The sequence below is a fragment of the Sorangium sp. So ce590 genome (genome assembly GCF_051521365.1).
Classification (GTDB): Bacteria; Myxococcota_A; Polyangia; order Polyangiales; family Polyangiaceae; genus Sorangium.
The window spans coordinates 4,625,852-4,640,449 of record NZ_CP150346.1; the positions used below are offsets into that span (position 1 = coordinate 4,625,852).

Annotated in this window: 11 protein-coding genes; 5 read left to right on the plus strand and 6 right to left on the minus strand. The window is 71.4% G+C overall.

Going from position 1 to position 14,598, the window contains the following annotated elements; all coding sequences use genetic code 11:
- Nucleotides 1-391 precede the first annotated feature (391 nt).
- The 3 genes from WMF28_RS17380 to WMF28_RS17390 all read right to left on the minus strand — a co-directional run bounded on the left by WMF28_RS17380 (nt 392) and on the right by WMF28_RS17390 (nt 2,274).
- The gene (locus WMF28_RS17380) at nt 392-682 is read right to left on the minus strand and encodes a SelT/SelW/SelH family protein (protein ID WP_437580990.1); all 291 of its coding nucleotides are present in this window, start codon (nt 680-682) and stop codon (nt 392-394) included.
- Nucleotides 683-721: 39 nt separating this feature from the next.
- Nucleotides 722-1,957: a magnesium transporter gene (locus WMF28_RS17385; RefSeq protein WP_437603360.1), complete on the minus strand. Its 1,236-nt coding sequence runs from the start codon at nt 1,955-1,957 to the stop codon at nt 722-724.
- 107 nt (nt 1,958-2,064) lie between these two features.
- Entirely contained in the window at nt 2,065-2,274 is a 210-nt protein-coding gene (locus tag WMF28_RS17390) for a hypothetical protein (protein WP_437603361.1), read from the minus strand.
- Nucleotides 2,275-2,440: 166 nt separating this feature from the next.
- On the opposite strand from WMF28_RS17390, the gene WMF28_RS17395 reads away from it, so the two are divergent.
- Complete coding sequence (locus tag WMF28_RS17395) at nt 2,441-4,063, plus strand: SEL1-like repeat protein (RefSeq protein WP_437603362.1); 1,623 nt, start codon at nt 2,441-2,443, stop codon at nt 4,061-4,063.
- A 13-nt stretch (nt 4,064-4,076) separates the two neighbouring features.
- Here WMF28_RS17395 and WMF28_RS17400 read toward each other — a convergent pair whose 3' ends face one another.
- Nucleotides 4,077-7,376 (minus strand): UvrD-helicase domain-containing protein, encoded by a 3,300-nt coding sequence (locus WMF28_RS17400; RefSeq protein ID WP_437603363.1) that lies wholly within the window; start codon nt 7,374-7,376, stop codon nt 4,077-4,079.
- 305 nt (nt 7,377-7,681) lie between these two features.
- On the minus strand, nt 7,682-8,968 hold the full coding sequence (locus tag WMF28_RS17405; RefSeq protein ID WP_437603364.1) for a phosphodiester glycosidase family protein: 1,287 nt from the start codon (nt 8,966-8,968) through the stop codon (nt 7,682-7,684).
- Between the two features lie 436 nt (nt 8,969-9,404).
- Between WMF28_RS17405 and WMF28_RS17410 the strand changes: the two genes are divergently transcribed.
- The 4 genes from WMF28_RS17410 (at nt 9,405) to WMF28_RS17425 (ending at nt 13,394) form a co-directional block, all read left to right on the plus strand.
- Nucleotides 9,405-10,796: a DEAD/DEAH box helicase gene (locus WMF28_RS17410; RefSeq protein ID WP_437603365.1), complete on the plus strand. Its 1,392-nt coding sequence runs from the start codon at nt 9,405-9,407 to the stop codon at nt 10,794-10,796.
- A 204-nt stretch (nt 10,797-11,000) separates the two neighbouring features.
- Entirely contained in the window at nt 11,001-12,014 is a 1,014-nt protein-coding gene (locus tag WMF28_RS17415) for a M23 family metallopeptidase (RefSeq protein WP_437603366.1), read from the plus strand.
- A 439-nt stretch (nt 12,015-12,453) separates the two neighbouring features.
- On the plus strand, nt 12,454-12,855 hold the full coding sequence (locus WMF28_RS17420) for a hypothetical protein (RefSeq protein ID WP_437603367.1): 402 nt from the start codon (nt 12,454-12,456) through the stop codon (nt 12,853-12,855).
- Nucleotides 12,856-13,004: 149 nt separating this feature from the next.
- Nucleotides 13,005-13,394: a hypothetical protein gene (locus WMF28_RS17425; RefSeq protein WP_437603368.1), complete on the plus strand. Its 390-nt coding sequence runs from the start codon at nt 13,005-13,007 to the stop codon at nt 13,392-13,394.
- Here WMF28_RS17425 and WMF28_RS17430 read toward each other — a convergent pair.
- Entirely contained in the window at nt 13,312-14,565 is a 1,254-nt protein-coding gene (locus WMF28_RS17430) for a dicarboxylate/amino acid:cation symporter (RefSeq protein WP_437603369.1), read from the minus strand. The genes WMF28_RS17425 and WMF28_RS17430 overlap by 83 nt on opposite strands.
- Between the last annotated feature and the right edge of the window lie 33 nt (nt 14,566-14,598).

The window sequence follows — 14,598 nt, forward strand, 5'->3', positions numbered from 1 at the left end:
GGATCGCTGTTGCACGCCTACTGCTATGTATCCGGTGCCCGCGCGCGAGCGGCGCGAGACACATGTTCGGATACACAAGTTTCGCGCCGGGAACCCGAACTGCCCCCCCCCCGGCGGTTACACGGATTACATCAGTGCCTTGGTTGTGTCAACTCGGCGCCGGGCATCTCTGCAATCTTCTTCGCACGATTCTGCAATCAGAGGCTGCCGCGCACGAGGAGGTACGCAGGAGCGTCGCCGGAGGAGCCGCCGCTGTCGCCGCGAGCACACGCACCCTTGGCAATCGTCCAGGTAGACAAATGAGTAGCCGCTGGCGACTGTACAATGAGGGCGATTTGTTTCAGTGTCGGCATTTGCGCGGCCGGGCTGAGCTCGCCGGAGCAGCGCCTCCTTATCGGTCGGAGTGGCCGAGAGGGCGGTCCGGGGCGATGCGGTCGCGGATCGCCTGCTTGAGCTCCTTGGGCTCGGGGAAACGCTCGGCGGCGGCGCGCGAGAAGAGCAGGTCGCCGTCGAGCGTGACGTCGAAGAGGCCGCTCGCGCCGGGCGACAGGAGCACGTCGATCTCGTCGGGGAACGTGATGAGCAGCTCCTGTGCAAGCCAGGCGGCGCGCGTCAGCCAGCGGCACTTCGGGCAGTACCGGATGGCGACGAGCGGCCGCTGCGGGCCCGGGGCGGTGTCCATGGCGCGATCGTAGCGCGCTCGGGCGGCGCGAGGGCAGGCTCAGACGAGGAACGCCCGGGCCAGCCCGAGGAAGATGAAGAAGCCCATGCTGTCCGTGGTGAACGTGAGCAGGACGCTCGACCCCTGGGCCGGATCGCGGCCCAGGCGCTGGAGCACGAGCGGCACCGCGCAGCCGACCATGGCCGCTACCACGAGGTTGAGCAGGATGGCCGCGGCCATCACCAGCCCGAGCGGGACGCTGCCGTAAAGGGCGATGGCGGTGAGCCCCACGACCGTGCCCCAGACCGCGCCGTTCATCAGGCCCACGAAGAGCTCTTTCTGCAGGAGATGGCGTACGTTCGCCCGCGTGATCCGGTCGAGCGCGAGGCCCCGGATCATGAGCGCCACCGTCTGATTGCCGGTGTTGCCGCCGATGCTCGCCACGATCGGCATCAGCGCGGCCAGCGCCACGAGATCCCGAATGGTGCTCTCGAAGATGCCGATGACCCGCGAGGCCACGAACGCCGTGATCAGGTTGACCAGGAGCCAGAGCCAGCGGTTCTTCGCGCTCGTCCACGCGGGGGCGAAATAGTCCTCCTCGCCCGCAAGCCCCGCGCGCCGCAGCGGCGGGCGGAGCAGCAGGTCCTTGAGCGAGAGCGTGCCGCGGAGCACGTTGCGCACGTCGACAACGAACAGCGTCTCCGTGTGCGACGGCAGCTCGGCCCGCCGGCGCACGTCCTCCAGCGCGCCCGCGATATCCCAGCTGTCGCGCACCCAGACGAACTCCGGGCTCATCAGGTGACCCGCCGAGTCGTCCGGGTACGCGATCGTCGACCGGAACAGCGACTGCTCGCGTGCGTCCAGCGACTGGTACACCTCCGCCACGATCTCCGGCTCGATCGAGTCGCTGACGTAGGCGAGATCGTCGGGGTCGAGCTGGCCGAGCAGCGCGACGAGGCGACCGCGCTCCGTCTCCGCGACGAGCGAGTCGCGGACCGAGCGCGAAGACTCGAGCAGCACCTGTGCTGCGTGGTACGGATCGAGCTCAGCCCAGACCACAAGCCGATCCGCCTGGGGGAGCACCTCGATGATGTGGGCGAGGTCCGCCGGGTGCAGATCCCTGAGCTTCCTCTGCAGCAGCGCGAGATTTTGACGGTGGACCAGCGACTCGATGAGCTCCTTGTTCTTGCTCTCCTGCTTGTGGGTCAGGGCCTCGATGACGCGTTGCTTTTCGAGCAGGGTAGTTACCAGGCTCAGGCTCTCTTGTAGTCTTTCCTGGGACCTGGACGTGTTCATGGAGGCTCCGGGCGAGGGCGACGCGCGGCGAGCATAGCCCGGCGCGGCAGGCGTGACCGGTGGTCGCGAGCGCGGCCGCGCTCGCCGTATTGACCGGACCCCACGGCTCATGGTTCTGTCGGCTCGATGAAGCGCGCCTTCGATTTGTGCGTGGTTGGGCTCTCGCTCGCAGCGACGGCCTGTGGACCGGGCCTGGAACCCGAGGTGGTGGTGCACCCTCCCCGGCCCACCATCTCGCCGGCGAGCAGCGACAGCGCGAGCAGCGGCGGGTGTCCGGCCATCGGCCACACCGAGCCGCTCATCGTCGACTGGCTCACGACCCGCCGCTCGGATCTCGGACTCGCGATGAAAGAAGGCGTCGCCGTCGTCGCCTACGACTGCACGACGCTGAACCTCCTCGCACACTGCAAGCTCCAAGGGACCTACTCCTACGCCGGCGTGACCCGGAATGAAAAAGTAATACAATTAACAAATCCTGCGGAAATGCAGGCGAATGTCCCGTTCGGCGCCCCGGCGTTGAGCACCGCGATCGAGGGCAGCGGCACGGCGGCGATCGACGTGGCGCTCGTGCCCTCGGGGAAGATGGCGACCACGGTGACCGCGGCCACGGCGCAGGACCTCTCGGGCAGCTGCGAGGGCGCGACGCACTTCGTGCGCACCGCGCTCCTCGGGGCCTTCGCGATGGCGCCGGGCAGCCGGGGCGCGGCGCGGACGGTCGATCAGGTCTTCGCGGCGGTCGGGCCTGCGGCGGCGTCGAGCCAGGGCGGCACCGCGAGCCGGGAAGGGGAGGTCGAGGCGTGCCGGGGCGCGAAGCCCAGCGCGCAGGCGCCCACGGAGCGCTGCCATGCGCCGCTGCGCCTGGAGCTCGTCCCGCTGGCCGCGAAGAAGGCAGCGACGGTCGAGCCGGCGGCGAAGGCGACGGAGGAGGAGCTCCCGAAGCTGTCGAGCCCATGCCTGACCGGGACGGTGCTGAGCGGGGCGAAGTGCTCCTCGCCGGCGCTCGCGCCCGCGCACCTCTGCGAGCCCGCGGACTCGCGCGCGTGCGCGGCGCAGTGCGGGAAGGGCGATGTCGGCAGCTGCTATCACCTCGGGATTCACTACCTGAACGGCAAGGACCTCCCGCGCGACGACGCGAGGGCGGCGGACCTGTTCGAGAAATCCTGCGGCGCCGGCGTCGCGCAGGCCTGCTACGCGCGGGCGAAGCAGCAGCTGCGCGACATCCAGAGCGGCAAGGTGTCCCCCCGGGACGGCGCGGGGCGGGCGAAGGTGCACGAGTTCGCCGACAAGGCGTGCGATCTGGGCGACGGCTGGGCGTGCTTCAGCGTGGCCGAGTGGTACCTCAGCGAGGGCCCGCTGGCGGTGCTGCCGAAGGACCCGACGCGCGCGGTCGCGCTCCTCCGGCGCGGCTGCGATCTCGGGTACGGGCCGAGCTGCAGCGCGCTGGGCAAGATGCTCGTCGAGGGCAAGCTCGCGACGAAGGACGTGGCGGTGGCGGTGGGCGTGCTCCAGCGCGCGTGCGAGGGGGGCGAGACCGAGGACTGCGTCGACCTCGGCGACATCCTCCGCAAGGGGCAGGGCGCGCCGAAGGACGGGGTGAAGGCGATCGCGGCGTACCAGCGCGGCTGCGGCCTCGGGGACATGCGCGCGTGCAACGCCGCGGGCTCGGTCCACGGAGAGGGCGACGGCGTTCCGAGGGACGTCGCGAAGGCGTATTCGTTCTTCGAGAAGGGCTGTCCGGAGAAGGGCTTCGGCGCCGAAGCGTGCATGAGCCTCGCCGGGATGTACGAGAAGGGGACCGGCATCCCGAAGGACATGGCGCGCGCCGCGGCGCTCTACGAGAGGGCGTGCGGCTCGGGCGGCTGCCTGCGGGCCGCGGAGATCTGGCAGCGCGGCGACGGGGTGACGGCCGACCCGGCGCGGGCGTTCTCGCTTTACGAGAAGGCGTGCACGCAGTGGGGAGAAAAGAGGGCGTGCGATGCGTTCGGCCCGCTCCTGGAGCGCAAGGACAAGGAGCGCGCGCGGTCCTTCTACGCGGACCAGTGCACGCGGACCCAGGACAAGGCGGTGTGCGCGAGCCTGAAGCGGCTCGGCGGCGGGACCAAGTAGGCGCGGCGCCAGGCTAGAACAGCTTCATCTGGCGGTCGGCGCCCGCGCGCGGCTTTCTCTGCGCCTCCGGCGACGGACCGACGCGCAGGAGCAGCCGCTCCTCGACCTCGCGAACGAACGGCGAGACCTCGGTCTCCATCACCTTGCCGTGCCGCGCGCGCTGCATGGCGCGGGTGAGGAACAGCCGCTCTCGCGCCCGCGTCATGCCGACATAGAAGAGCCGGCGCTCCTCGGCGACGTCCGTCTCCTCTCTGCCAGGGAACCGCAGCGGGAGCAGGCCGTCCTCGCACCCCACCAGGAAGACCACCCGGAACTCGAGCCCCTTGGCCGCGTGCAGCGTGAGGAGCGAGATGCGATCGGCCCGCGGATCCCACGTATCGATCTCGGCGCACACAGCGAGCTCGATCAAGAAGCGATCGAGGTCGTCTCCGCAGCGCTCCGCGAGCGGCAAGAGCAGCTCCAGCGCCGCATCGACGTCGGCCTCGCCGAGGGGCGCCGCGCCCGCCGCTCCCTCCGCGGCCGCCCCCTCGGGCGGAGCGCCGCCGCCCGGGCCCGGCTGCGCGACCTCCTCCCGGAGCCGCGCCGCGGCCACCCTGAGGCGCGCCGTGAGCGGCCCCGGCGGCGGAGCGCCGGCGAGCGCCCGCGCGAGCGCCTCGGAGCCCGCGCGCTCGGCGACGCGGCGCTCGGACCGCCGCTGGAACGGCATGCCGGAGCGGGCGAACGCCTCGCGGAGCGCCTCGGACTGCGCCTCGGTCCGGTAGAGCACCGCGAAATCCGAGAAGGAATACTCGCCGCCCGGCGCAGACGAGGCCAGGCGCCCGCTATCCATCGAGAAGAACGTGGACCCACCGAGCAATTGCTCGATGGTGTGGACAACGCGCTCGGCCTCGGCCGCCTCCGTGGGCGACTCGTGAACCGCCACGAGCTCCACGCTCCCAGCGCCCGGCGCGCTCGGCAGGAGCTCCCGCGCGCCGAGCGTCGGCGAGGGCGCGATCACCTGGAGCGCCGCCTCGACGATGGGACGCGACGAGCGGTAATTCCGCCTCAGACGCACAATGTGCGCTGCTGGAAAATCCTGCTGAAAGCGGAAAAAGAAGCCCACGTCCGCGCCGCGGAAGCCGTAGATCGCCTGATCCGGATCCCCGATGGCGCAGACGTTCCCCCCGGGAGGGACAAGCGCGCGCACGAGTCGGTACTGGCGCTCGTCGATGTCCTGGTACTCGTCGATGGAGAGATACCGGGCCCGCGCGCGCGCCGGGGCGAGCGCGTCGCCCTGCTCCTCCAGGAGGACGACCGCGTGGCCGATCAGGTCGTCGAGGTCGAGGAGCCCGCGCGCGGCGAGCTCGTCCTCGTACACCTTCCACGCGCGGTCGACGTGGCGGTCGATCCCGCCGCCGGTGGCCGGCGCGCCCTGGGGCCGGTGCGCGTCGGCGTGGCGCGGCGCGCGCCGCTTCAGCGCGGCGATGTCGGCGAGCAGCCGGGCCGCCCGCCGCTCCGGGACGCCGAGCGCCGCGGCGAGCAGCGCCGTCCGCTCGCGCTCGCCGGCGATCCTGGGCGGCGCACCGCCGGCGCGCTGCGCGTCCTCGCGGAGCAGCGAGAGCCCGAGCGCGTGGAAGGTCATGGCGCGCACGCGGCCGCCGGACGCGCCGAGCAGCGCGCCGAGCCGCTCCCGCATCTCGTCGGCAGCCCGGCGGGTGAACGTGATCGCGAGGCACTGCTCCGGCGGCACCCCGAGATCCAGGACGAGATGCGCGATCCGGTGCGTGAGCGTGCGGGTCTTGCCCGTGCCAGGCCCCGCGAGGAGGAGCACCGCGCCCTCGGTGAGCTCCGCCGCTGCCCGCTGCTCCGGGTCGAGCGCGTCGAGCAGCGCCGCGCCGCCCGGCGCAGGTGCCTCGGGCGGCGCGCCGAGGGAGGCCTCGCTGACAGGCCCCCGGCGCGGCTCGGCGTGGGCCCGGCCGCGGCGCGGGCCCGGCCGCGGCGCCTCGGACGCGCGCGCCCCTGCCGGAGGCGGCTCCGGCGCCGCGGGCTCGGGCTGGAAGAGGAGCCCGCCCCCGCGGCGCTGCGTGAGCTCCTCGGGCTGGAAGACCCGGATCGCGCCGTACTCGCCGTCGTAGCCCGCGTCGCGGATCACGCGCCCCTCGCGCATCCGCCCGATCGCCTCGGAGAGGAGCGGCGTCCCGGCGCGCTCGATCTCGTCGAGCGGGGCGTCGCCGAGGAGGAACAGCTCGGGGCCGAGCCGCGACAGCACCCGGTCGTAGCTCCGCTGCACCGCCTTGCTGGAGGCGCCCAGGCCGTGGAGCTCGGCCAGCACCTCGGGCAGCGGCACGAGGTTGCGGAACGCGCTCGCGCCCTCGGGTCGCACCCCCTCCTCGCGGTCGGCGAGCTCCTCGACCCGGTGCAGCACGCCCACCGTGACCGGGTGCCCGCACACGGGGCACGCGAGGGAGAGCGCGCGCGTCTCCGCGGGCGAGAGCACGACATTGCACTTCCGGTGGCCGTCGAGGTGGTATTTGCCCTCCTCCGGGAAGAACTCCACCGTGCCGCCGAAGCCCTGGCCGGTCTCCAGGGCGCGCCGGATCGCGAAGTAATCGAGCGGCGCGTCGAACGCCGTGGCCTCACGGCCGAGCTTCGCGGGCGAGTGCGCGTCCGAGCTGGAGACGAGCCGGTAGCGATCGAGCCCGGAGATGCGCCAGTTCATCGCCGGATCGGACGAGAGCCCGGTCTCGAGCGCGAAGATGTGCGGCGCGAGATCTCCATAGCACTCCTCGACCGCGTCGAAGCCGGCCTTGGAGCCCAGCACCGAGAACCAGGGAGTCCAGATGTGCGCCGGCACGAGGTACGAGCCCTCGCTCGACTCCAGCACGATCTCGAGCAGGTGGCGCGAATCGAGCCCCAGGATCGGCCGCCCATCGGCCGTCAGGTTGCCGATCCTGGAGAGCGCGCGGACGATCCGGTCCGCCGCCTCGAAGTCGGGCGCATAGAGGAGATGATGGATTTTGCGCGTCCGATCTCCCTTCTTGTAGATCGTCGAGATCTCCACCGAGAGGACGAAGCGGGTCGGCCCGCGGCACGCGCCGGGGAGCCGCTCCGAGACCGCGCGCTCGAGGTCGTCCCGCAGGCGAAACAGCCCGGGCTCGGCGGGCACGAGGCGCTCGCGGAGCTCGGCCATCCACACCGGATGCGTGAAATCCCCCGTGCCGATCACCGTGATGCCCTTGCGCTGAGCCCAGTAGCTCAGGTGCGCAAGATCGCAATCGCTGCTCGTCGCGCGGGAATACTTCGAGTGTACATGAAGGTCTGCATAGAAACGCATGGGGTCCGCCTGAGGCGTCGTTACCTATCGAACTCCCTCGCGCTGTCAATCGGCGATACCGCTGCTTTTGTCGAAGTTCGTCCGGAAAATGAGGCATGTTGAACGTAAAGGGTCGCGCTTCGTAAAGAGGCTTTGTCGTGTGGCAAAAATCGAGCGCTCGACGCAATGAGCCTCGAGGAGCTCGCCTGAAAGGAGCTCGGCACAGGCAGGTTGGCCGCTGCGGGGCTGTGCCCCGCGAGCTCCGGCCGGCCGTGTTCGTCAGCGCGAGGCCCGGTCCGGAGGGGACCGCCGCGCGCTGCGAGGGGTCACGGCGTCGCGGCGGGGGGCGCCGGGGCCTTGCGGGTCAGGTAGAAGAAGTCGCGCAGGGAGCGCTTGCGGATGTACTCGTCTTCCGAGAACTCGAAGCCGCTCGCCAGCGCGACCGGCGCGAGGGCCCCGCCCTCGCCGGGCTCGTAGCTCAGGAACTTCGGGTACGACCAGTTCACGTCGAGCTGCGCCACGGCCGAGGCGCCGGCATGGCGCAGCCCGAGCCCGATGGCGGCCGCCGTCGTGTGGTTGCTGATGGCGACGAAGAGCACCTTGCCGTCGCGGTCGAGCCCCACCGCGGAGCGGCGGATCACCGTGTTGCCGTCCAGCGTGGCGCCCCAGTTGCGGACATCGGGCGCGCGGAGCAGCGGGTGGAGCTCGCCCTGGTCGACCATGCAGCTCGGCGTCTGGCGCCACCACCGCATGCCGCCCTCGTCGGCGGCCATCCGGGGCCACGGCGCGATCTGCATCCGCCCGTCGCGGTGGAGCGCGAGGGTGCAGCCCTTGTCCCGGGGGCGCACCAGGGTCACGTCGTCGACCCGCATCCCCCACTGGCCGTGCTCGGTCATGAAGCCGCCGTTGAACGCCGCGAGCAGCCGCTCGTGATGCGCCTCCGGGATCTTCGCGAGCCGCTCGTAGGTCTTGCCCTCCTCGGTCGTCGCCGCCGGCTCCCGCGAGCCGGCCATGAGGTGGACGTCGACCCCCGCGAGATCGACCGCCACGACGAACAGCTCCGCCCAGGAGCGGTGTGGATCCGGGTGGATCAGCGTCTTGTAGAGGCGCGGCGGGTCGCCCGGGCGCGCGCGATCCTCGATGGGCACCCACCGCCCATCGCCGGGAGCCGGCCAGGCCGTGTGCGACGGGCCGACGTCCTTCGGCCGGAACACCGCCGCCACGACCGTCGGGGCGATCGCCTCGGCGACCGCGGCGTCCGCCGAGGCGGCGGGGGCGGCTGGCGCCTGCTCGGGCACCTCCCAGTACGTCTTCGGCGGCTCGTTGCTGCGAAGGAGCCGGTGGACGCGATCCTCGGCGCTGTAGGCCGTCTCCTCGAGCGCGGTCACGTTCTCGGCCCCGATCACGGAGCGCAGGCCGTTCGCGACGAGTGGGCCCATCCACGGGATGCGGTGCACCGCGATCCACATCCCGACGCCGGCGAGCGCCGAGACGGCGACCGAGCCGAGGACCCAGCGCCGCAGCCGCGAGCGGCGCTGCGGAACGCCGGGGTGCTGCGGGGCGGAGTGCCCGGCCTGGGCCGGCGGTTTCGAGGCTTCGGCGGTTTCGGCCATGGAGTGCTGCCGGCGTGGTGCGGTGCTGCGAAAGGGAGGAAAGATGCGAGGCGACGCGGGCGCACGCGAGCTGCCGTCCCCGGCTCGGGCGACGGTGTAGCACGATGCGCCGAGCGCACGGAACCCGCTCCGCGCACGGCGCGACGCCGATCCGCGCGCGGGGTCCGGTCGTCGCGTCGGTCGCGCTGGTCGCGGGCGCAACGACCCGCCGCCGGGTTCGTGGTCGCCCTCGACTTCCTCACCACACCGTACTAGAGTCGCGGCCTCGGACTGACCTGGCACGGGTCGCGGTGCTCGGTCGCTGTCATGTGGGCCTCGCAGCCTCCTTTCATGGAGGCGCAAGGCGGCAGCTCTCCGTGATCGAACCCTCTGCAAAGGAGGGCGCGGTGCCGCGGCGCTCTCAGCCCTTGCTCAGGAGGGGCTCTCCACGAGCCCGATGTCCATGCAATTTCTCGATCTCAAGCTCATCGAACCGCTGCTCCGCGCCGTCGAGGCCGAGGGGTACAGCACCCCGACCCCCATCCAGCAGCAGGCCATCCCGCCCATCCTCGAGGGCAACGACGTCCTCGGGTGCGCGCAGACCGGGACGGGCAAGACCGCCGCGTTCGCCCTGCCGATCTTGCAGCGCCTCGCGCAGGGCGGCACGCCGACCCAGCGCGGGCTCCGCGTGCTCGTGCTCACCCCGACGCGGGAGCTCGCCGCGCAGATCGCCGAGAGCTTCACCACGTACGGCAAGCACCTCGGCCTGCGGACCGCGGTCATCTTCGGCGGGGTGGGGCAGCGCCCCCAGATGGAGGCGCTGCGCCGCGGCGTCGACGTCGTCGTGGCGACGCCGGGGCGGCTGCTCGACCTCTGCTCGCAGGGCGTCGCCCCGTTCGGGCGGCTCGAGATGCTCGTGCTCGACGAGGCCGATCGGATGCTCGACATGGGGTTCATCCACGACATCCGGCGCGTGCTCGCGATGCTGCCCGCGCGCCGGCAGACGCTGCTGTTCTCGGCCACGATGCCGCCGGACATCCAGAAGCTCGCCGACAGCATCCTGACCCGCCCGGTGCGGGTCGAGGTCGCGCGGATCGCCACGACGGCCGAGAACATCGACCAGCGGGTGGTCTTCGTCGAGCGGTCCGACAAGCGGGCGATGCTGGAGCACGTGCTCAAGGATCCCGAGCTCCGCCGCGCGATCGTGTTCACCCGCACCAAGCACGGCGCCAACCGCGTGGTCCAGCAGCTCAGCCGCGCGCGCATCGAGGCCGTCGCCATCCACGGGAACAAGTCGCAGGGGGCCCGCGAGCGGGCGCTCGCGAGCTTCAAGCAGGGGACGACGAGCGTGCTCGTCGCGACCGACATCGCGGCGCGGGGCATCGACATCGACGACATCTCGCACGTGATCAACTACGACCTCCCGAACATCCCGGAGAGCTACGTGCACCGCATCGGCCGCACGGCGCGCGCCGGGGCGTCGGGGGTGGCGCTCTCGTTCTGCGACAGCGAGGAGCGCCCGTTCCTCGCCGACATCGAGCGCCTCATCCAGAAGCGCCTCCCGCTCCTTTCGATCCCCGGACTCCCCGGCTTCCAGCCCGATCCCAGGCCCGCGTCGCAGCCCCTGGGGCAGGGGCGGCCGCAGGGACAGGGCCGGCCCCAGGGACAGGGCCGGCCCCAGGGGCAGGGCCGGCCTCAAGGGCAGGGCCGGCCGCAGGCGCGACCGCAGGGGCAGGGCCGGCCGCAGCCGCAGGGGCATGCCCGTCCCCAGGCGCAGGGGCAGCCGCAGGCGCGCCCCCAGGCGCGACCGCAGCCGCGCCACGATACCACCCCTCGCGTGGACAACTGATCCCCGCCGCCCACATCCGATCCGCCGCGGCACGCTCGCCCTGAGCGGCCTCGCGAGGCCGCCGCTGGCCGCGCTCCTCACGCTCGCCGACGCGGGCGAGGGCGCCCAGGCGGCGGCCCTCCGGCCGTTCGCACCGGCGCATGCCGGCATGGCCAACATCCACATTTTTCGTCGAGGTACGCAAAATCTGGCACGATCGCGGCCATGCGCGTCCCTGTCCTCGTCGTAAGCTTGCTCACCATCGCCGCCTGTGATCGCGGCGCTTCATCGAGCTCGCCCGCCGCGGGGGCCCAGGCTTCCGCCGACCCGGCGCCGGATGCCGCCGCCGCCCCGGTCGCCTCGGCCAGCGCGCCGGCCCCGACGGACGCGACGGCCGGGGCCGCGCCCGCCGCGGTCGATGGCGGCACGGGAGCGGCGGCGAGCGCGGACGTGGCCGACGCCGGGCCAGCCGCGGCCGACGAAACCCGGCTCGCGGTCGAGGGGCGCGCCGTCCAGGGAGGGCTCCTCCGCGCCAAGCTGAACGGCAAGCTGCGCCGGATGGCGTTCCCCGGCCATCGCGTGACCGTCAGCGACGAGGGGGAGTTTCTGATCGCCTTCTCGCGCAACGCGCCGGCGCAGGAGAAGCTGACCATCACGTTCGACGACGGGCAGGTGCTCGAGAAGATCTTCGACGTGGAGCAGCGCACGTTCGAGGTCGACAAGGTCGACAACCTGCCGGAGAACACGGTCAAGCTCGACATGGCGACCCGCGTGAAGCTCACGCAGACCGAGAAGAAGCTCGACGCCGTCCGGAACAAGTACACGAAGAAGAACTGCTACAAGAGCGGCTTCATCTGGCCGTCGAAGGGGTCGATCACCTCGCGGTACGGCCAGCCGCGCTTGCTCAACGGCACCGACGGCGGGATCCACTGGGGCGTGGACATCGCGGCTCCCGTCGGAACGCCGGTGCGCGCGCCCGCCTGCGGCAAGGTCGTGTTCGTCGAGAAGAACCTTCCGCTGAGCGGTCACACCCTGATCATCGATCACGGCCACGGACTGACCTCCACGTTCATCCATCTCCACGGCTTCGCCGCGAAGGTGAACGACGAGGTCAAGCAGGGTCAGGTCGTCGCGACCGTCGGCATGACCGGCCGCACGAATGGAGCGCACCTCGACTGGCGCATGAACCTCTTCGGGACGCGCGTCGATCCCGAGCTCCTGCTCGCGCCGGCGAAGTGACGGCCGGCAAGCTCCTTAAGGGCTTCCCTTACGCCGGCGTTCCCGGGGATCGAGGTTCGGGACGCCGGGCGAGCACGCTGGACAGTCGGGACAACACGCCTTCTCCGCCGACGACACGAAGCGCCCAGAGACACCGTGTCATGTGGCGGGTGGGCGCATGTCGGGGCAATGTGCCACACGAAGAGATCTCATGGTGACGGGCCATGTGGCGGCGGCGGCGTCCGGGTGCCCCGGAGCGCGTTGTGCCCAGCGCCGCCTCAGCGCACAAAGACAGGTCGGCCGACAATCCGTCTCCGTGATCTCTGCGCGATGGAATGATGGAATGGCCGCTGAGCTCGCTGGCGACCCTCTGCGCCGGGCCGCTCTGCGGCATGCGCCTTGCAACTCCACAGACCGACGAAGGCACTCACAACAACGTGTGGTTTGCAAGGAGTCGGTCATGAAGATCCTGTCGCCTCGAGTTCATGGGTACATCGATTACGCTGTTGCGGCCCTGTTCCTGCTGGCCCCTTCGCTGTTCGGCTTCGGCGGGCTCCCCGAGACGCTCTGCTACATCCTGGGTGCCGTGCACGTCGGCATGACGCTGCTCACCGCATTTCCGCTGGGCGCCGCCAAGATCATCCCGTTCCCGGTCCACGGAGCGCTCGAGGCCGCGGTCGCCGTGTTCCTCGTCGCGGCGCCCTGGCTGTTCAGCTTCGATGCCGCGTCCGCGGCGAGGAACTTCTATCTCGTGTCGGGCGTGGCCATCGGCCTGGTCTGGCTCGTGACCGACTACCGTTCGGCCTACGCCACGACAGCGACAAGCGGTCGTTACCGGTCGGAACACGGGTCGTTCTCCTGATGATCGCGTGAGCGTTCCTCGCGAAGCGGCGCGTCGGCCGGGGCAGAGCCTCGGCCGCGCGCGTTTCTGTTTCCCGAACGGCGGACGTGACGGGGTGGTGGCTCGAGCGAGTTTGCGGCAAGCTCATGCATGGCGGGAGGGAGGACGCGATGAGCGACCTGAAGAAGACGGGCCTGGCGGGCCTGCAGGTGGGCGACTACCGCGTGGGGGCGGTGCCCGTCGGCGGGACGAGCGACGCGCTCGACACGGAGGCCAACCGCGAGCGGGCCCGGCGGGCCGAGGAGGACAGGCGGGCGGCCCAGTTCGGCGGCACGCCCGAGGGGGCAGGGGAGGCCGCGCTGGAGGCCGCCGAGGCCGCCGTGGACGAGGCGATCCAGGAGGCCCGCGCGCGCTTGAGGAGCGGCGAGGACGAGGAGGTGCCGATCCTGCTGCGCGATCCCGTGACGGGGACCACGCTCACGCACGCGCCTCTTCCTGCGGCTTGGGGTGCTGATCCCGCGACACGTACACCGCCGCTGCCAGGTCGCCCACGACGTTGATCACGGTCCGGCACATGTCGAGGAAACGGTCCACCCCGAGGACCAGGCCGAGCCCCTCGGGCGGGATGCCGAGCAGACCCAGGATCATCGCGATGACGGGGAGCGAGCCGGCAGGGATGCCCGCGGTGCCAATCCCCCCGAGCACCGAGATGAGCATCACGATCGCCTGCTGCCCCAAGGTCAGCGAGACGCCGTAGACCTGCGCAAGGAACAGCACGGTCACCCCCTCGAAGAGCGCCGTCCCGTTCTGGTTCATCGCGGCGCCGGCGGTCAGCACGAAGCGCGCCACGGACGACGGCAGCTTCAGCTCCTCCTCGGCCACCTTCAGCGAGGTCGGCAGCGTCGCGTTCGACGAGGCCGTCGAGAACGCCGTCACGATCGCCGTCCGGCTCCCGCGGAAGAAGGCGACCGGCGACATCCCGCCGAGGAAGCGCACCGAGAGCGAGTACACGACGAACATGTGCAGCCCGAGGCCGAGCAGCACCGTGAGCACGTACGCCGCCAGCTGCTGCATGATGCCGATGCCCATGCGGGACGTGATCGTGAAGAGCAGCGCGCCCACGCCGATCGCCGCGAACCGGAGCACCCCCTCGATGAGCCGCATCGAGACGTCGAACAGCCCCTGGATGCACTCCCGGAGCCGCGTCGCCCCCTCGGTCGGGGTGAGCGACAGGGCGAGGCCGAAGAGCAGCGAGAACGTGATCACGGCGAGCACGTCGCCCGCGGCCGCCGCCTTGACGACGTTGTCGGGCACCATCGCGATGATCATCCCCACCGGCGAGGTGTCGACCGGGGCGGTCGCCGCCTTGACCCCGCTGTGCGCGAGGCCCCGGACCGCCTCGGGCAGGCCGTCGCCCGGGCGGATCAGGTTCACCAGGACCAGGCCGATCAGCACCGCGATGGTCGAGACGACGGCCGTGTAGCCCAGCGTCCGCAGGCCGAGCCGGCCGACGTGCTTCAGATCGAGCTCGCAGATGCCCATGACGAGCGCCGAGAACAGGATCGGGAGCACGAGCATGAACAGCAGGCGCAGGAAGATCTGGCCCACCGGATAGGTGATATGATCGACGATCCAGGTGAGCGCCGGGGAGCCCGCCGCGACTGCGTTCGCCGTCAGTCCGCCGGCTGCGCCGACCGCGACCCCGAGCAGCATCGTTCGATGCGATGACATGGCGCCACCTTACACAAGGCGCGGCGCCGTGAG